Source organism: Nocardia tenerifensis NBRC 101015, assembly GCF_000308715.1.
In the GTDB taxonomy this organism is placed as follows: Bacteria; Actinomycetota; Actinomycetes; order Mycobacteriales; family Mycobacteriaceae; genus Nocardia; species Nocardia tenerifensis.
On the sequence record NZ_BAGH01000587.1, the window covers coordinates 1 to 17,872 of the forward strand.

Below are 17,872 nucleotides of genomic sequence, written 5' to 3' on the forward strand. Positions count from 1 at the left end.
ATCGTGGGGTTTGCCGCGGACCCGTGGAGGTAGTCGGCCAGCGAACGCGGTAACCGTCGAAGGAGGAGTCGTCATGGGTTTTCCCGAACAGCAGCAGCAGGTTCCCGGAGTCCAGGGCCGGATGACGCCGAAGCCGGACTGCGGGGAGGACAGTTACCGCGGCACGGGCAAGCTCACGGGTAAGACGGCGGTGATCACGGGGGCGGACAGCGGGATCGGCCGGGCGGTGGCCATCGCGTTCGCGCGCGAGGGCGCCGACGTGGTGATCTCCTACCTCAACGAGGACGACGACGCCAAGGAGGTCGCCACGCTGGTGGAGCAGGCCGGGCGCAAAGCGGTTCTCGTACCCGGCGATCTGTCGGAGCCCGGTCAGTGCCGCACCGTCATCGACCGCGCCGTGCAGGAGTTCGGCAAGATCGACGTGCTCGTCAGCAACGCCGCCTACCAGATGACGCACGAGACGATCGAGGAGATCAGCGACGAGGAGTTCGACTACACCCTGCACGTGAACGTCAGCGCGTACTTCCGGCTGGTGAAGGCCGCGCTGCCGCACATGCCCGAGGGTTCATCGATCATCGGCAGCTCCTCGGTCAACTCGGACATGCCCTCGCCTACCCTCGCCCCCTACGCCGCGACCAAGGCGGCCATCGCCAACTTCTCGGCCAGCCTCGCCCAGCTCCTCGGCGACCGCGGCATCCGCGTGAACAGCGTTGCGCCCGGCCCCATTTGGACCCCGCTCATCCCCTCGACCATGCCCACCGAGAAGGTATCGAAGTTCGGCGACGACGTCCCCCTCGGCCGAGCCGGCCAGCCCGCCGAACTCGCCCCGGCCTACGTGCTGCTCGCCTCCGACGACGGCAGCTACATCTCCGGCGCCCGCCTCGCCGTCACCGGCGGCCGCCCCATCCTCTGACCACGCGCCCCGCCGCAGCCGACGCGCTCGGCGCCCCCATGACCGCGCCGTTGGACGAGCCGTTCGATGCCTCCAACCCTCCGAGACACCTTTCCGGCTCGCCCGAGCTACACGCCGAAGATCTCATCCAGGCTTCCAGCTGTCAAAATACGACGGGACCAAAGCCTCATCTGCTCTTGATCCGCATTGCACACGGCATCGACAATACGGCGAGGAACCGACCCGAACCTCGAAGCCAAGAGTTCGAGCAAGACCTCGGCGCGTCCGCGCGCTTCACCCTCGGCGCGTCCGCGCGCTTCACCTTCGGCACGGAGTTGGTCGGCGGTTGTCATGGCGGCCTCCTTGGCTCGGGGACCGAGCTGGTCGGTCAATGATTCCAGGCTTTCTGCGGTGGTTTCACCGACGGTAATAATGTACGTGAACATCGTGATCAGATCATCTATCCCGCCGGGCTGCTCCTGCATCGCCCGTACGTCCTCTAGCAGGGGTTTCATGTCCGCCTCGAGGTGGGAATTGCCGGGGGCGATCTGCTGCAACACCAGCATCACCAACGTCGCGGGAGTGAGCTTTCTGGCCCGCAGAGCCTCCATGTCCATCGTGGCGACGTCATCGAGCAGGAACCGTAACCGCGGCAGCCACGGATCCATCGCCGAACGGGCCGGTTCCTCCACATCGATCAGGTCATAGACCTCGGTCTCGGCGCTCCACGCGCATCCGGTGCTGTTGTTGTGCACCACCACCGGGATCACCGGCGGCAGCGTCCGGGCCTTCGGGTTCTGGCGCAGGTAGTAGCGCCAGATATCGACCAGATAGCCCAGCATCCGCAGCGCCATCATGCGGTCGACACTGCTCTGATGCTCCACGAGCACATAAATGTAGGCCTCGCGGCCCGCCATACGCGTGCGATAGAGGATGTCGGTGTAGCGGGAACGTAATTCCCTCGAGATGAAACTGCACGACAGCAGCTCCATCACCGACCAATCCACCAGCTCCGCCAGGTTGTCAGGAACCGCGCCACGAATCGCACACACCGCGTCGGACGAGCGGGTCAACACCCGACGGAAATAGGTGTCATGCGGATTGTTCGGCGCATCGGACATGCCGCGGAGATTACTCGGCCACACCGACAAAATGCGAATCCATCAGCCAGGCAACGTTCCACGAAATAACTTGCGGCTCAGGAACTTTCACTTCTGGATCTTTCCAATTATATTGCGAAGAACTCCTAACATCGGAACCGCGGGATTAAACGTGCATGCACCTGCCTGCGATTTCGTGTGCGGGGAAATCAAGAAATGTATGGCAAGGCTCAGGCTGTCGGGTCGAGGACGATTTTGATCGCTCCGTCGGCCTGGCGCTGGAAGATGTCGTATGCCTCGGGCGCGGCGTCCAGCGGGAGCCGGTGGGTGGCGAAGGTTTCTACGCCGAGCGGGTCGCCGTCGCCGAGCAGCGGCATGATGTCCTCGACCCACCGCTTGACGTTGGCCTGGCCCATCCGCAACTGGATCTGCTTGTCGAACAGGATGCGCATCGGCATGGGGTCGAGCATGCCGCCGTACACGCCGATCAGCGAGATCGTGCCGCCGCGGCGGACGATGTCGATGGCGTTGTGCAGCGCGGCCAGCCGGTCCAGGCCCGCGTTGCCGACGACCTTCTGCGCCAACGCATCCGGGAGGAAGGCGGCGGAGCGCTGCGCCATGGCGGCGATCGGCGAGCCGTGCGCCTCCATGCCGACCGCGTCGATCACGGCGTCGGTCCCCCGCCCCTCGGTCAGGTCCCGGACGACGTCGCCGATCGGCTGGTCGATGGCGGACAGATCGATCGTCTCGATGCCGCGATCGGCGACGCGGCGCAGCCGCTCCGGCACGAGGTCGACCCCGATCACCCGCAGCCCGCGCTGGGCGGCGACGCGGCAGGCCATGTCGCCGATCGGGCCGAGGCCGAGCACGGTGAGCGAGCCGCCCTCGGGCACGGCGGCGTACTCGACCGCCTGCCAGGCCGTGGGCAGCACGTCGGACAGGTACAGGAATCGGTCGTCGGACGGCCCGTCGGGGACCTTGATGTGGGTGAAGTCCGCGTGCGGCACCCGCAGATACTCGGCCTGCCCGCCCGGTACCTGGCCGTAGAGCTTGGAGTAGCCGAAAAGCGCCGCGCCGCTGCCTTGTTCGCGCACCTGGGTGGTCTCGCACTGGGTGCTCAGACCGTGGTCGCACATGAAGCAGTGGCCGCAGGCGATCTGGAACGGGATGACGACCCGGTCACCGACGGCGAGGTCGCGCACGCCCGCGCCGACCTCCTCGACCACGCCGATGGGCTCGTGCCCGAGCACGTCGCCCTCGCTCATGAACGCGCCGAGGACCTCGTAGAGGTGCAGGTCCGATCCGCAGATGCCCGAGGAGGTCACCCGGATGATCGCGTCGGCCGGGTCCTCGATGCGCGGGTCGGGCACGTTCTCGACGCCGATCTTGCGCCTGCCCTGCCAGGTGACGGCCTTCATCTCAGCTCCTCGGTCGGTCGCGTCACGAGCAGCCCTCCAGCGTCGCGTTCGCGAGTTCGGTTGTCACATCGGTGATTTCATTGCGCTTCCGCAGCGCGGCGAGTTGCCGGCGGGCGCCGTTGCCCCGGTGCAGCACCGCGGCGAGCGTGTCGTCGACGAACGCGGTCGCGCCGAGCTCGTCGAGCGCGGGACGGGTGTAGTCGACCAGCCCGGCGACGAGGGTGCGCACGGGTGCGACGCGGCGGGTCAGCGGGTCGAGGCCGGCGCCGTCGAGGCCGGAGCGGGCGGCGTTCCAGTAGGCGGCGCGCAGCACCTCCGCGGGCACCTCGGGGGCGGGCTGCCCGTCGTCGATGGCGGCCATCGCCGTCATCGCGGTCGCCCGGACGAGGGTGGCCAGCAGCGCGGTCTCGGCGACGGTCGCGGGCACGTCGCTCACCCGAACCTCCACGGTGGGAAAGGATTCCGACGGCCGGACGTCCCAGTACACCATCTTGCGGTCCAGGATGCTGCCGCTGGACAGCATCATGTCGACCATGGCGTCGAAGTCGGCCAGCGAGTCGAAGTAGGGCGGCGGGCCCGCGCTCGGCCAGCGCCGCCACAGGATGCTGCGCCAGCTCGCGTAGCCGGTCTCCGCGCCGCGATAGACCGAGGAGTTCGCCGTGAGGGCCAGGTACACCGGCAGCCACGGCCGCAGATAGTTGCTCACTTGCACCGCGACGTCGCGATCCGGAACCGCAACGTGCACATGGCAACCCGACAATCCCTGCTCCCGCGCGATCATCCCGAACTCGCGCGCGATCCGCTGATAGCGGGGCGTATCGGTCACCGGGAACTGTTCCGGCACCGCGGGCGGGACCGCCACGGCGAGCAACCGCGCGTCGTTGCGGGCCGCGCAGTCGGCGACCTGACGGCGTAGTTGCCCCAGCTCCTTCAGCAAATCCGCGGTGTCGCCGTGCACGCCGGTGCTGGTCTCGACCTGACAGGAGGTGAGCTCGAGCTGCAACTCGACCCCGACCTCCTCGGCGGTGCGCGCCACCTCGATGTTCTTCGGCACCGGCGCGCCGGTAGCCGGGTCTACCAACAAGAATTCCTCTTCGACGCCGACCGTCGCTGGACTGGACATACCCTGAACATGCCCCGGCGCCGTCGCAGCAAACGGCGAGTGCGTCAGGAGATCACCGCGTCGACCGTCTTCTTCAGCGCCGAGGGCTGCGCGGGCGAGGTCGGCGCCTTCTTGCGCAGCTCCAGCATTCGCGCGCCGATGTCCTGCAATTGCTTGCGCCCCAACTGTTCTCGCACCTTCGGGAACCACTCCTGCTCTTCCTCGTCGATGTGGTGGTCCACGTTCTCGATGAGCACGGTGGTCTTGGCGGTGAAGTGCTCGTCGTCGGGCTTCATCGCGGCGAGCTCGCTCACCAGGACGTCGGCGACGTGGTGCTCCTCGTAGGACTCCAGGATGTCGTCCTCCAGGTCCGGAAGCAGCTTCCTGACCTCGGGGTACATGCACTCGTTCTCGAGGTAGGTGTGCACGGTGAGCGCCTTGATGATCTTGTCGACCACCTTGCCCTTGGTGGCGTGCGCGTCGTGGCCCGCCTTCTCGAAGTCGCGGAACAGTTTGCGGATGGCCCTGTGGTCTTCGCGCAACAGTACGATCGCGTCGGTGGACATCGATACTCCTTGGGGTGGGGACGATTTCGAGCGGGCTTACGCCGGACGTTCCCCTTGCCCGGCCGTCGAAACGCTGGGAGCAGCGGTGTCGACGGCCGAGTGACTCGGCGGCCCAGCATCTCGACGGCCCAGCATCTCGGCAGCCGAGTCTCCACGACAGAGTCAGGCTTCCCGACGACAGAGCCGGGCTTCTCGACGGCAGGGCTATGCCTTTCGGCGGCAGGCCGAGCGCCGCCGTGTGCGCGCGTCAGATCTGGTCGTCGCCCTTGTTCGCCGAGGGGTTGCCGGTAGACAGATCGGTGTCGTCTCCCCGCTTGCCCGACATCTTCCGGTACAGCACGACCCCGGCGACCAGCAGCACGATCACGATGATCACGAGTATCTCCATGAACGGGCTCTACCCCGCATACCGGTGGTTATTCAAACGCCGGCGCTCATGCCGACTCGCGGGTCTCCAGCCCGACCGCCTCGGCGAGTTCCCGGCGGTGGCGTTCGAGCTCCGGGCGGGAGTCACTGAACTCGCCCATGAAGTCCGCCAGGGCGTCGGCGATCGCGTTGAGCTTCTGCTGCAGGGCCTCGTCGGAGCGGGACTGGGTGTTCTGCAGCAGCGCCACCAGCAGGAAGGTGATGATCGTGGTGGCGGTGTTGATCACGAGCTGCCAGGTGTCGACGCTGGGCAGGATCAGGAAGGTCGGCGCCCACAGCAAGACCAGCAGCACGCAGAACACGAAGAAGCCGGCCTTGGCGGTCAGGGTCGCAGTGGTGGTGGCGAACCGGTCGAAGATCGTCAGTTTGCCCTGGACGTCCGACGGCATCGTCTTGGTCGAGGCGCCGGAGTGATGGGGGTTGTCGCGCATGAACTCTTCCCTTCTTGGACTGACGACCGGCTCGTCAGCTACCGATCGGATAGCCGGGCGGGCGGCGCGCCAAACGGTCAGCGGAAGTACGGGTAGTCCTGGATCCAGTGGAAGCCGCGGCTGCGCAGGGTGAAGGTACTGAGGTCTCGGCGTTCCAGGGTGATGGTGACCGGGCTGTCGCGCAGTTCGCCCCGGAGTATCAGCCGGTCCGGGGTGGGTTTCTCGGCGGACAGTCGCGCGAAGGGCGGATTCGCGTGCGTGCTGTCGGGCACGGTGAGGTCCAGCTGTCCGCCGGGCCGGAACTCGGCGCGCACGGGCACCAGCTCGCCGTTCATCCGCTGATAGGTTGCCACCTTGGGCGCGTCGAAAACGATTCGCTGCCAACGGTTCTCGTCGGTCGTCAGCGGCGGCAGCGGCTGTCCGCCGACGGCGAACTCGCGCACGTCCCAGATGCCGTACAGCTCGGATTTCGGCCGGTCCGGGCCGTACTGCTGCTGCCAGACCACCCACCGGTCGTAGCCGCAACCGAACGCGATCCACAGGCCAAGGGCCACCTGAATCCACCGTGCCGCACGGTTTTTCCGGTCGTCGGCGAACAGCGCGGGCTGGGTCAGCGGCGCGCACGCGCGTTGCCGCACGAACAGATCGGCCAGTCGCCGCAGATACGGGGCGAGCAGGACGAGGCTGAACAGCAGCAGGTGCCCGGCGAGCAGCTTCTCCGGTATGTCGAAGGCCATGTTCAATAGGAGGATCTGCGCCGTGCTCGCCGCGCTCAGGGCCGCCCCGAGCACCGCGGTGCGCGGCACGAACAGCAGCAATCCGGCCGCGACCTCCACCGCGCCGAGCGCCATCTCGTAGGGCGGCGAGCTGCCGACCTGCAACCACAGCACCGAGGCCGGGCTGAAGTCGCCGTAGGGCTGCAGCAGCTGCGCCAGCGAGGGGCCGGGCATCTGCGTCGGGAACAGCTTGGCGAACCCGAACGACAGCATCTGCCCGCCGAGGCACGCGCGCAGGAACAGCGTGAACCAGGCCAGGAGGCGGGGGTGGGCGGCGCGGCGGTCGAGCGCGGTCCACACGGCGGTGGCGAGCACCGCGACCACCAGGTTGCAGAAGACCAGGACCCAGATGGCCGTCTGGTCGCCGACTCCGGAGTCTTGATGCAGCACCGCGTCGACGCCGAAGACCGTCTTGCCGACCCAGCTCGTGACGGGGTCGGTCAGCACCAGGTTCCACGGGCCGCCGCGCCTGCGGATCCAGCGTTCCACGACGCCGAGGAAGGTGAACATGATCGTCGTGACGAGCAGGCAGTACAGGCTGCAATAGACGACGGAGAATCGTAATGCCGCCTGCGCCAGAGTGTTTCGGCGCGTCTGCACGGTGGTGACGTCCGGCGCGTCGATCACTGCTGCATCCTCGGGTCGTGGGTCGGGTCGGCGTACGGGGCCGGGCAGCCCTGGTCGGCGGCCTCGGGGCGCAGTTCGTAGTGCCAGGGCTCGTTGGCGTAGATCTGGCACAGCCCGTACGCCGCGCCGTTCGTGGACAGCCACGTCGCCGCCTTGGCGGGTCCGACGTCGACCGCCTCTCCCGAGACGGGCGCGGACGTGGTGGGGTCGGCCACCCAGCGGGCGGCCTCGCGCGCCGAGCCGTACTTCGCGACCGCCTCACGCAGCAGCTGGGCCTGGTATTCCGGGGAGCGCCAGCCGCTGTTGACGACGAACTCGACGCCGTCGTCCGCGGCGTCGGTCGCGGCTCGGCGCAGCGCGGCGCGCAGTTCCGGGTCGAGGTTGGCAACGGACGGGCTGTCGTCGTCGAAGACGCTCACGCCGTCGCGGCGGTCACCGTGGGGAAAGTGCACGGCCGAGGAGGTCAGGGAGGTCAGCGACTGGTAGACCAGGACGCCGGCGAAGGCGGAGCTGATGACGACAATGGCGGCGAGGAAGGTCGATCGGAGACGTCTGCTCGCCGGTGCGCTGGGTTTCATGCCCTCAGTCAACTGAGCGCGGTGTTGCCGGCGCGTATGCGATTTTCGATATGCCCGCGATATGCCCCCGCTGCGAGAATCGAGGTCTTATGCGCGTGTTGATCGTCGAGGACGAACCGTATCTGGCCGAGGCCATCCGCGACGGCCTGCGCCTGGAGGCGATCGCGGCCGACCTCGCCTGCGACGGCGACACCGCGCTGGAGCTGCTGAGCGTCAACGCCTACGACATCGCGGTGCTCGACCGCGACATCCCCGGCCCCTCCGGCGACGATATCGCCGAGCACATCGTGGCCTCCGGCAGCGGGATGCCGATTCTCATGCTCACCGCGGCCGACCGCCTCGACGACAAGGCGTCCGGGTTCGAGCTCGGCGCCGACGACTACCTCACCAAGCCCTTCGCGCTGCGCGAGCTCGTGCTGCGGCTGCGGGCGCTCGACCGCAGGCGCGGCCACAGCAGGCCGCCCGTGCGGGAGATCGCGGGTCTGCGGCTGGACTCGTTTCGCCGCGAGGTCTACCGCGACGGCCGCTATGTCGCGCTCACCCGCAAACAGTTCGCGGTGCTGGAGGTGCTCGTAGCCGCCGAGGGCGGCGTCGTGAGCGCCGAGGAACTGCTGGAGCGGGCGTGGGACGAGAACGCGGACCCGTTCACCAACGCGGTGCGTATCACCGTGTCGGCCTTGCGCAAACGGCTCGGCGAGCCGTGGATCATCGCCACCGTGGCCGGGGTCGGCTACCGCATCGACACCGGAGCCGAGGGTGCGTAGGGATCCGGGTTTGAGCGTGCGGCTCAAACTCACCCTCAGCTATGCCGGTTTCCTCATGCTCACGGGCATCCTGTTGCTCGCGGCCATGCTGTTCTTCTACCTCTACCGGATACCGCCCGGCTGGATCGACACCACCGGCAACTTCTGGATCAACCGCCGGGTGCTGTTTCGCGCCTTCGCCCCGTTCATGGCCGCGGTGCTGGGCTTCCTGCTGATCTTCGGCCTCCTGGGCGGGTGGCTGCTGGCCGGCCGCATGCTCGCGCCGCTGACCCGGATCACCGACGCCACCCGCCGGGCCGCGAATGGCTCACTCTCCCATCGGATTCGGCTGCCGGGACCGCAGGACGAGTTCCGCGAACTCGCCGACGCCTTCGACACCATGCTCGCGCGGCTCGAGGCTCACGTCGCCGAGCAGCGCCGATTCGCGGCCAACGCCTCCCACGAGCTGCGCACCCCGCTGGCGATCACGCAGACCCTGCTCGACGTGGCGCGTGACGAAAGACGAAGCGACGTCGGCGAACTCGTCGATCGCCTGCACTACGTCAATGCCCGCGCGATCGACCTCACCGAGGCGCTGCTGCTGCTCAGCCGGGCGGATCAGCGCACGTTCACGCGCGAGCACGTCGACCTGTCGCTGCTCGCGGAGGAGGCCAGCGAGACGCTGCTCTCGCTCGCGGAGAAGCACGGCGTCACGCTGGAGACCGCCGGGGAGACGACCCGCACCGTCGGCTCGAACGCGCTGCTCCTGCAGATGACGATGAACCTGGTGCACAACGCGATCGTGCACAATCTGCCGGAACGGGGCATCGCGTGGGTCACCACGGCGGTCGCGCCGAGGGGCGTCGTGCTCACGGTCGAGAACACCGGCGACCTCCTCGACCCGAGCGTGGTTTCCCGCCTGGTGGAGCCGTTTCAGCGCGGGAGCGAGCGCGTGCGCACCGACCACGCCGGTGTCGGACTGGGTTTGGCCATCGTCGACAGCATCACCCGGGCGCACGGGGGGACGCTGAGCGTCGCCGCGCGACCCGCGGGCGGGCTGTGCGTCACGGTGTGGCTACCCTCGGCTGACTGAGGGACGGATTTCCGGTGCGGCGCCGGGCTTTTCGAAGAACTCGGCGAGCGCCTCGGTCAGTTCGGCGGGCGCCTCCTCGGCGATGTGGTGTCCGGAGTCGAGGCCGTGGCCGCGCACGTCGTCGGCCCAGTCGCGCCAGATCCGCAGCGGGTCGCCGTAGAGCTGCTCGAGATCGTCGCGCAGTGACCACAGGATCAGCGTGGGGCAGCGCAGGCGGTTGCCCGCGGCACGGTCCTGCTCCTCGTGCAGGCGGTCGATGGTCAGCCCGGCGCGGTAATCCTCGAGCATGGCCCGCACGACGCGCGGATCCCTGGTGGCGGAGCGCCATTCGTCGTAGTTGGCGCGGCCCATGACGTTCGGGTCGCCGCGGTACCAGCTGTCGGGGTCGGCGTTGATGACGCGTTCGGGGGTGTCGGGCTGGGCGAAGAAGAACCAGTGCCACCACTGGGTGGCGAAGTCCGTGGTCAGGCGCGCGAGGTGCTCGCTGATGGGCAGGCAGTCCATCAGCGCGATCCGCGAGACCGCCTCGGGGTGATCGAGCGCCAGCCGCAGGGCGACGTAGCTGCCGCGATCGTGGCCGACCAGCCCGAAGCGGGTGTGCCCGAGCGAGGCCATGACCTCCAGCATGTCCTGTGCCACCGCGCGTTTGCAGTGCGCGCTGTGGTCGGCGGTGGGTTCGGGGCCGCGTGATCTGCCGTAGCCGCGCAGATCGGGGCACACCACGGTGAATCCGCGCGCCACGAGCGCGGGCGCCACCCGGTGCCACGTCGCCGAGGTCCGCGGATGCCCGTGCAGCAGCAGCACCGGCGGGCCCGAGCCGCCCGACCGCACGAAAATCGTCGACTCCCGCAGCGGAATCGCCTCTGACACAAACCCTTCGAACACCAGCCCCGTCCTCTCACCCATACTTCATCGCGGCGGCCGCAGCATCCGCAGCGCGGCCTTCATGATCGGCCGCGGCACCCGGTCGCGCATGCCCAGCGCGGCCGCCGCGGCCCGGCCGCGCACCTCGGTGCCGCGGCCGAACATCCGGTTCAGCGGGCCGCCCGAGGGCTCGAGGTCCACATGCAGCGGCGGCCTGCCCTCGGCGGCGCCCAGCGCGTGCGAGATGACGACGCGCTGGATCTCGCTGGTGCCCTCGAAGATGGTGTACAGCTTGGCGTCCCGGTACCACTTCTCCACCGGGTGGTCGGTGATGTAGCCCCAGCCGCCCATCGTCTGGATCGCGCGTTCGGTCGCGCGCACCGCCACCTCGCTGGCCGCCAGCTTCGCCATCGAGCCCTCCCCGCGCTCGAACCGCACGCCGTTGGCGGCCATCCAGGACGCGCGCCAGGTGAGCAGTCGGGCGGCGTCGATCTCGGTGGCCAGGTCCGCGATCGGGAAGGCGACGCCCTGGTTGTCGATGATCGGCGCGCCGAAGGCCTCACGGCCGTTCGCGTACGCGGTCATGTATTCCAGTGCGGCCCTGGCTATTCCGAGAGCCTGGGCGGCGACCATCGGGCGTGTCTGCTCGAACGTGCCGAGGGTCACCGAGCCGGACCGGCCGTTGCCGCGGGCCGCCTCGCGCTTCTGCGCCAGCGAGTGTTCGAGCTTCTCCACGCCGCCGAGCAGGTGCTCCGAGGGCACGCGCACGCCGTCGAACTTCAACTCGGCGGTGTGCGAGGCGCGGCAGCCGAGCTTGTCGAGTTTGCGCACCAGCTCCAAACCCGGTGTGCCGCCGGGGACTATGAACAGCGCCTGGCCCCGATGCCCCAATTCCTCGTCCACCACGGCGTTCACCACGTGCACGTCGGCGATGCCGCCGTTGCCGATCCACATCTTGTGGCCGTCGATGATCCAGTCGTCGCCGTCGCGGACGGCGCGGGTGCGCAGGTTGCGCACGTCGCTGCCGCCCTCGGGCTCCGAGATCGCCAGCGCGGCAAGCTTCAGATCACCCGGGGTGCCGAAACATTCGGGCGCCCACCGCAGCATCTGCTCCGGCGTGGCGGCCTGGCCGATCGCCGAGAGGGCCAGCGCGGGCATCACGATCGCCAACCCGATGCCCGCACAGCCCCAGAACAATTCCTCCATGAAGATCGGCAGCGACAGCCCCGTCGGATCCCCGATCAGGTCCCGGTAGAACAGCGGGCTGTAAAACCCGCGCGTCGCCGCCTCTTCCAGCACAGGCCACGGAAACTCCTGCGCCTGGTCGTAGTGCGCCGCCACCGGACGCACGCAATCGCGCGCGAACTCGTGCGCTCGCCGACCCAGGTCGTGCTGTGCCGCCGTCGGCGTCAGATCAAAGGCCACCCCTCAGGCATACCCCGAAACGCGTGCTTGACACGTTGCGGCGGTGCTGAGCGCTGAACCCCTTGGCTTCTCGACGCTCTCGATCAGCTGTTCGCGTCGAGGACTTCTTTCAAGATGCGCGCGAACGCCTCCGGCTGGCCCGGGTAGCCGGACTCCGGGCCGGTGAAACCGCCGTGATGGCTGGGGAACTGCACCGGCTCCTGCCCGAGCTGCTCGGCGAGCGCCGCCGAGGTGCGGTGGGTGACAGTGCCTTTCGACTCCTCGCCGTAGCCGACGACGATGCGGATCGGCGCGGCGGTGAGTGCGGCGATGTCGGCGCGGTAGTCGAGGACCGGCCGCGAACGCTCCGACAGCAGCGGGTCGTCGCGGCGTCCGTCGTCCTCGGTCGGCAGGCCGAACATCGCCGGATCTGCCTCAGGCGATGCGAAATACTCGTCCGTGAACTCCCCCTGCCAGGACGTCATGGCGATGAACCCCGCCATCCCCGCCCCGAAACCCTTCGCCGCGTAGGCTTCCCGATACCTCAGCGAGGCACGCTCGGCCGCCGCGGCATCCGGCAGCGCGGTCAGCAGCGGCGGCTCATGCGCCACCAGTGTCGTCACGTCCTCCGGGTGGGCGGTCACCAGCGCGAGCGCGACAATGACCCCACCGCTGCTCGCGAAGATCTCGACCGCCCCCGCGCCGAGCGCCTCGATAATGGCACGCACATCCCCGGCATGAACCGCCGGAACATTATCCACCTCCCCATCGGTACGAACGCTCCGCCCAACCCCCCGCGGATCATAGGCAACCACGGTCCGATCACCGAAATACGAAGCAAGCGAACCGAACCCACTGGCACCCATCGGCAACCCGATCATCACCAGAGGCGCCCGCCCATCAGCGCCAGGCAACGACCCGTACACGTCATACGTCAGCACCGCGCCAGAAGTCTCGAGCTCATGTGTAGTCATACCGGTACAGACCTACCCATCCCCCCAAACTAATCGGCCCCACCGGATCTCTTCACCACCGATCGAGCCAACGCTCTTCGGCTAGGAAGTCGCGCACCCCGAGACAGGGAAGTCGGCACTTCGATCCAGAGCCGCGACGATCCGCTCGAGATCGTTCACCGAGTGCAGGCAGAACTCCGGATCCTCTTGCTCCAGCAAGGCCACCGCCTGAGCCTCGGTCGCGAAGTGATGAGCCTCCTTCTCCGCCATCACTCGCGAAGGCACCAGCACCCAGTTTCGCCGAGTGGTATCGAGCACCCAGTCGATCTCCCGGCTCTCGTCGTCCACGATCCCGCGCAGCACGTCGACGAACTCGACCGGCCGCGGTTCCGCGAACCGCCAGACCACCACCGGCGGAACCATCTCGCCGGTGTCACCCCTACCGCCCCCGTGGCGATACCATTCGAGCTCGCCGAACCGCCGCAAACGGGCAATGAAATCGCCCGTCCTCATTTTCCAACCGTCTTTATGGTAGCGCCTGGGTTATCGCCCATAATTGTCTTCCGCCATTGCTCGATGGGTACCGGACTCGAACTATGCCTCGGATCGTACACATATTTACCGTCGGTATAGACCTCATGATAGAGGAACTCTTCACTCCGTCCGTACTCTTCGACAGTCAACTCCTTGCCCGCCGGTGGATCCACTCGGAGAATCTCGCCGACGCCGCCGGCTACCTTCTCCAGATGTTCGGCGATCTCTGAACAGTCTTCGCCCGGATGGATTCCTTGCTGAAGCATTCTCGCCATTTCGTCTGTGACGTCTTTGTTCGGCACGGCCGCCGACCCGGCTTCGCCACCGGAATCCGGGCTGTCGTCGTCGATCACGGCTTTCATCGAGATTATCCCGGCGAGCGCCGCGGACACGGCATTGAGGTCGGGCGCCCCATTGAAGGCGGCCATCGTCCCGACATATGCCGCAGCTGCTGCGGTACTCCAGCCGAGCGCTCTGTACAACTTGCTGGCGTCGTACGCAATCTGAATGGCCCGTACCGTCTGTCCACCGATGACGACCGCGCTGCCGCCCGCCGCGGCGATGCTCGCGCCGAAGGTGAACCACGCTGTCACCGCCGCGACGGCGAGTGTGGCGGTGAGTGCCACCAGGGCGGACTTGATGGCATTCTCGAAGTCGATACGGACTTCGGCCGTCCCTGCGCTGTAGTCCTTGATCGGACCGATTAGGCTCAGCGAGGCAGTAGCGACCTGCGAAGCGCCGTCACGCAGTGTCCCGAGATGACTGCGGATCGCTTCCAAGTTTTGTTGATACTTGAGACTGCGTGCGTCATCAGCGCCTTCGAACAGACCTATGATCGCACTTATGCGAGACGCGGCATTGGTGATCGTGTCATGGTTGGCGAACGTCGACCACACCGATACGGCCTTGTCCAACTTTCCGGTATCGCCGTTGGGCAGTTTGCCGAACGCGCTCGCGATCTGATCGGCGACCTCATTGAACACCGCTTCGACTCCGACGGTGTGATCGCGTTTGATGCCGTTCCCATTGTCGCCGACGGAGGAAGGGAAGTCGACCTTGTACAGCGGAACCTGTCGCACGTCGGGCCGAGTGGGCTGCGTGCTGGTTTTTCCTTGATCACTGATTCCATAGTTGTAACCCGTGGCATACAATACGTAACCGAAGTTTGTCAGCGCGTCCGCCAGGTTCGTGCAAGTCTGCGCGGTCTGCAGGGACGCACGATCAAAGGATTTTCCCCATTCTTTGCAGCCCGGCGCATCCCCCGCCATTCCCGCGCACTCGCTTTTCATGGCGTCGTGCACCGGCTTGTCCGCGGCACGCAGGTCGGTCGCGAGCTCGTGACATTTTTTGGCGGCGTCGTAATAGACCTGCCAGTCGACTCGCATTGCCGTCAGCCCTGCAGCATACGGGCGTTGAGATCGAGGGCGCGAGTGTAGCGAGCGTGGGCTTTTTTGGCTGCGTCACTCATCTCGCGTATGCCTTCGGCGAACTCCCGGGCTCCGGCAGCCCATTGCCGATGAGCCTCGGCATAGGCTTGGGCGGCAACGCTTTCCCAGCCACTTCCGGCCAGCGTGGCAACTCGGTCGTCGATCTCGTCCAGGTGATCGGTTACGAACCCCGCCAGGTTGGACAGACGCGCGACGACTTCGTCGAGTTGATCGAGGTCAACCGAGAACTCGGTGGTCACGGCAGATCCAGACTGAACGTAGCGGCGCGCAGAGACGAAGCGTTGCCCTCGTCGCGCGTTTGGTAAGCGTTGGCCGCGACGCCGAGCTTCTCCGCCATGCCGGTCAACGCCGCCATGATCTGCGTCCCGCCGTCGCGCACGTCAGTCCACCCCGCACCGAAGTCGGTGGCCGCGGCACCGGTCCAGTTGCCGTTCGTCAGCGATTCTACGTCTTTAGCCGCGGAATCCAGTGCCGTGCGCAATGATTCGGCTAGCTCACGGACATATTCGCCGACCTCGCGTACCTTCTCCGGCACAACTGACACCTCAGCGCCGGCCCCCTGGGACTCCCCGCTCCCGTCCATGAATACTGATGCTAGCAGTCATGCGGTCGGCGAAGGGTCAGTGCCGCGCATCGCGGCGCCGGAGCCCTTGCGTACCAAAAGATCTCGCCTCGTGTCGAATGACCTTAATCGGTGAGGGTTAGGGCTCCGGAGGGGCAGATTTGGATGGCTTCTCGGGCGGCGGGGGTGGTGGCGGTGGGGTCTAGGAGGTGGACGAGGCCGTCTTCGTCGCTTTGGTCGAAGACTTCGGGGGCGGTGAGGGCGCAGAGGCCCGCGCCTATGCAGACGTTGCGGTCGGCGGTGATGCGCATGGGGGTCCTCGGGGGTGGGGTCACCAGGTGACGGGGAGTTCGTTGACACCTTGGATCGTCGTGCCGGGGCGCAGGGTGAGCTGGTCGACGGGGACGGCGAGGCGCAGCGTCGGGACTCGTTCGAACAGGGCGGTGAGGACGATCTCGAGCTCGAGGCGGGCCAGGTTCTGGCCGAGGCACTGGTGCACGCCGAAGCCGAAGGAGATGTGGTGGCGGGCCGAGCGGTGGATGTCGAAGGCGTCCGGCTCGGCGAACACGGCCCCGTCGCGATTGGCGATGGCGTTGCTGATGAGCACGCCGTCGCCCGCCTTGATCAGGAAACCGTCGATCTCGATGTCCGCCTTGGCGAATCGGCCGCCGCCGACGTCGGCGATGGCGAGGTAGCGCAGCAGCTCCTCGACGGCGCTCGAGATGAGCCCGGGGTCGGCGCGCAGCGCGGCGTGCTGCTCGGGGTGGTCGAGCAGGGTGATCACCGAGAGTGCGGTCATCGACGCCGTCGTCTCGTGGCCCGCGACCAAGAGCAGCAACGCGGTGGCGACCAGTTCCGCACGGTCGATCTGCCCGTGCGCCATCTGATCTGCGATCAACGCCGACAGCAGGCCGGGGCCCGGGTTCGCCTCCAACTGGGCGATCAGCCCGTCCAGGTAAGCGTCGAGTTCGTCGCGCGCGCCGATCGCGGCGGCCGCGGTGTCCGACTGCACCATTCGTCTGCTCGCGTCCTGGAACCGCTCGCGGTCCTCGTACGGCACGCCGAGCAGCTGGCAGATGACCAGCGACGGCACCGGCAGCGCGAACTGGCTGACGAGGTCGGCGGGCGGCCCCGCGGCGAGCATCTCGTCGAGGCAGCCGTGCACGATCCGCTCGATGTCAGCCCGCATGCTCTTGACCCGCTTGACGGTGAACTCGGTGATCAGCATCCGCCGCTTGGCGGTGTGCTCGGGCGGGTCGAGCGCGATGAACGGCCGCTGCCGCTCGCGGAACATGCGGAAGCGCGGCGAGAGGGCGGGGAACGACGCGTGCGAGCGGTCCGACGACAGCCGAGGATCGGCGAGCAGCGCGCGGGCTGTCTCGTGCCTGGTCACCACCCACGCGGGGCGCCCGTCGAAGAGGGTGACCCGCTGCATCGGCCGCGCTTCGTCGCGGAATCGCGTGTACTGCGCGGGCAGCCGATAGGGGCAGGTGCGATCGCTCGGAAAGGCAGGCGCGCTGTCTGTTCGGGGCGGTGCGGCGGTGTCAACGGTTGGCGCGGCGTCACTCATCGGATCCCCTCGAGCTCGTAAGATACTCTTGGTACTCTATTTCAAGGTTATGCTGTCTTCCCAAGCAACGCAACGTTTTTCAGGAGACACGCCCAGTGGATGTCCAGCAACCGGTGGACCATCGCAAAGCCTCGCGCCGGCGCGGCGAGGAATTGGAGCGCGCCATCCTCACCGCGACCCTCGCCGAGCTCGCCGAGGTCGGCTACTCCGGCCTGACCATGGACCGGGTCGCCACCCGGGCGCGCACCAGCAAGACCGTGCTCTACCGCCGCTGGGCCGGGCGCGCCGAGCTGGTGATGGACGCGTGCGAGCTGGACGGCGCCGCCGAGGTCGACGCCCCCGACACCGGCGCGCTGCGCTCCGACGTGCTCACCCTGCTGCGCCGCGTGTCGGCGAAGATGGACACCCCGTTCGGCGGCATCATGCGCGGCCTGCTCGGGGAGATGACGCGCGACCCCGACCTCGCCCGGCTCATCCGGGAGCGGGTGCACCGGGTCGGCTCGGGGGCGATCCGCCCGATCCTGGAGCGGGCGGTCGAGCGCGGCGAGGTCGATCGCCGCGTCCTGGACTCCCGGCGCGCCACCGTCGCACCGGACCTGCTGCGCAACCACTTTCTGCTGTTCGGCGCGCCGGTCGAGGACGAGATCATCGTCGAGATCGTCGACGAGGTGTATCTGCCGCTGGTCCTGCGCGAGCCCTGACTGTCCGATCGCCGGAAGCGCTCCGGTCATATCCGGGCACCGGCCCGTTCAACTGCCGCCGCGAATCTGGAGAGGATAGTGGAG

General features: G+C 67.6%; 21 protein-coding genes. 4 read left to right on the forward strand and 17 right to left on the reverse strand.

Translation table 11 applies throughout. From position 1 onward, the window contains the following. Nucleotides 1-73: 73 nt before the first annotated feature. Nucleotides 74-913 carry a glucose 1-dehydrogenase gene (locus ON39_RS39080; protein ID WP_040741757.1) on the forward strand — a complete coding sequence of 280 codons (840 nt, stop codon included), beginning with the start codon at nucleotides 74-76 and terminating at the stop codon, nucleotides 911-913. A 107-nt stretch (nucleotides 914-1,020) separates the two neighbouring features. Here the strand turns inward: ON39_RS39080 and ON39_RS39085 are convergent, their stop codons facing one another. From ON39_RS39085 to ON39_RS39115, 8 genes are all read right to left on the reverse strand, one after another. After that, nucleotides 1,021-2,013, reverse strand: coding sequence for an Rpn family recombination-promoting nuclease/putative transposase (locus ON39_RS39085; protein ID WP_040741759.1), 993 nt, complete (start codon nucleotides 2,011-2,013; stop codon nucleotides 1,021-1,023). A gap of 209 nt (nucleotides 2,014-2,222) precedes the next feature. Beyond that, complete coding sequence (locus tag ON39_RS39090; RefSeq protein ID WP_040741761.1) at nucleotides 2,223-3,410, reverse strand: zinc-dependent alcohol dehydrogenase; 1,188 nt, start codon at nucleotides 3,408-3,410, stop codon at nucleotides 2,223-2,225. A 22-nt stretch (nucleotides 3,411-3,432) separates the two neighbouring features. Next, complete coding sequence (locus ON39_RS39095; protein ID WP_040741762.1) at nucleotides 3,433-4,533, reverse strand: glutamate--cysteine ligase 2; 1,101 nt, start codon at nucleotides 4,531-4,533, stop codon at nucleotides 3,433-3,435. 44 nt (nucleotides 4,534-4,577) lie between these two features. Further along, a complete protein-coding gene (locus tag ON39_RS39100) occupies nucleotides 4,578-5,078 on the reverse strand; it encodes a hemerythrin domain-containing protein (protein ID WP_040741763.1) in 501 nt (166 codons plus the stop codon). Nucleotides 5,079-5,325: 247 nt separating this feature from the next. Then, nucleotides 5,326-5,466 (reverse strand): hypothetical protein, encoded by a 141-nt coding sequence (locus ON39_RS49300; RefSeq protein ID WP_157195604.1) that lies wholly within the window; start codon nucleotides 5,464-5,466, stop codon nucleotides 5,326-5,328. A 46-nt stretch (nucleotides 5,467-5,512) separates the two neighbouring features. Further along, a complete protein-coding gene (locus ON39_RS39105; protein WP_246002680.1) occupies nucleotides 5,513-5,935 on the reverse strand; it encodes a low affinity iron permease family protein in 423 nt (140 codons plus the stop codon). Nucleotides 5,936-6,012: 77 nt separating this feature from the next. After that, the gene (locus tag ON39_RS39110) at nucleotides 6,013-7,335 is read right to left on the reverse strand and encodes a DoxX family protein (RefSeq protein ID WP_246002734.1); all 1,323 of its coding nucleotides are present in this window, start codon (nucleotides 7,333-7,335) and stop codon (nucleotides 6,013-6,015) included. Continuing rightward, nucleotides 7,335-7,916, reverse strand: a complete 582-nt coding sequence (locus tag ON39_RS39115) for a M15 family metallopeptidase (protein ID WP_040741789.1) — start codon at nucleotides 7,914-7,916, stop codon at nucleotides 7,335-7,337. Before ON39_RS39115 ends, ON39_RS39110 begins: the two co-directional genes overlap by 1 nt. 89 nt (nucleotides 7,917-8,005) lie before the next feature. On the opposite strand from ON39_RS39115, the gene vanR-Sc reads away from it, so the two are divergent. Together vanR-Sc and ON39_RS39125 are read left to right on the forward strand one after the other, a co-directional pair. Further along, nucleotides 8,006-8,680, forward strand: coding sequence for a VanSc-type vancomycin resistance response regulator transcription factor VanR (gene vanR-Sc / locus ON39_RS39120; protein ID WP_040741764.1), 675 nt, complete (start codon nucleotides 8,006-8,008; stop codon nucleotides 8,678-8,680). A gap of 16 nt (nucleotides 8,681-8,696) precedes the next feature. Beyond that, nucleotides 8,697-9,752, forward strand: a complete 1,056-nt coding sequence (locus ON39_RS39125; RefSeq protein WP_281278343.1) for a sensor histidine kinase — start codon at nucleotides 8,697-8,699, stop codon at nucleotides 9,750-9,752. Here the strand turns inward: ON39_RS39125 and ON39_RS39130 are convergent. From ON39_RS39130 to ON39_RS39170, 9 genes are all read right to left on the reverse strand, one after another. After that, nucleotides 9,735-10,637, reverse strand: a complete 903-nt coding sequence (locus ON39_RS39130; protein WP_051187675.1) for an alpha/beta fold hydrolase — start codon at nucleotides 10,635-10,637, stop codon at nucleotides 9,735-9,737. The two genes, ON39_RS39125 and ON39_RS39130, sit on opposite strands and share 18 nt — an antisense overlap. Nucleotides 10,638-10,661: 24 nt before the next feature. After that, nucleotides 10,662-12,041, reverse strand: coding sequence for an acyl-CoA dehydrogenase family protein (locus tag ON39_RS39135; RefSeq protein WP_040741766.1), 1,380 nt, complete (start codon nucleotides 12,039-12,041; stop codon nucleotides 10,662-10,664). Between the two features lie 83 nt (nucleotides 12,042-12,124). Then, complete coding sequence (locus tag ON39_RS39140; RefSeq protein WP_306307560.1) at nucleotides 12,125-12,901, reverse strand: alpha/beta fold hydrolase; 777 nt, start codon at nucleotides 12,899-12,901, stop codon at nucleotides 12,125-12,127. A gap of 174 nt (nucleotides 12,902-13,075) precedes the next feature. Continuing rightward, a complete protein-coding gene (locus ON39_RS39145) occupies nucleotides 13,076-13,396 on the reverse strand; it encodes a hypothetical protein (RefSeq protein WP_110293332.1) in 321 nt (106 codons plus the stop codon). 86 nt (nucleotides 13,397-13,482) lie between these two features. Further along, entirely contained in the window at nucleotides 13,483-14,892 is a 1,410-nt protein-coding gene (locus ON39_RS39150; protein WP_040741769.1) for a hypothetical protein, read from the reverse strand. A 5-nt stretch (nucleotides 14,893-14,897) separates the two neighbouring features. Beyond that, entirely contained in the window at nucleotides 14,898-15,194 is a 297-nt protein-coding gene (locus ON39_RS39155; RefSeq protein WP_040741771.1) for a WXG100 family type VII secretion target, read from the reverse strand. Continuing rightward, nucleotides 15,191-15,490, reverse strand: coding sequence for a type VII secretion target (locus ON39_RS39160; protein ID WP_246002682.1), 300 nt, complete (start codon nucleotides 15,488-15,490; stop codon nucleotides 15,191-15,193). Before ON39_RS39160 ends, ON39_RS39155 begins: the two co-directional genes overlap by 4 nt. Before the next feature lie 152 nt (nucleotides 15,491-15,642). Then, nucleotides 15,643-15,828: a ferredoxin gene (locus tag ON39_RS39165; protein WP_040741792.1), complete on the reverse strand. Its 186-nt coding sequence runs from the start codon at nucleotides 15,826-15,828 to the stop codon at nucleotides 15,643-15,645. A 20-nt stretch (nucleotides 15,829-15,848) separates the two neighbouring features. Continuing rightward, entirely contained in the window at nucleotides 15,849-17,087 is a 1,239-nt protein-coding gene (locus ON39_RS39170) for a cytochrome P450 (RefSeq protein WP_040741776.1), read from the reverse strand. A gap of 95 nt (nucleotides 17,088-17,182) precedes the next feature. Here ON39_RS39170 and ON39_RS39175 point away from each other — a divergent pair, with 95 nt between their 5' ends. Next, on the forward strand, nucleotides 17,183-17,788 hold the full coding sequence (locus ON39_RS39175; protein WP_040741778.1) for a TetR/AcrR family transcriptional regulator: 606 nt from the start codon (nucleotides 17,183-17,185) through the stop codon (nucleotides 17,786-17,788). Nucleotides 17,789-17,872: the final 84 nt, after the last annotated feature.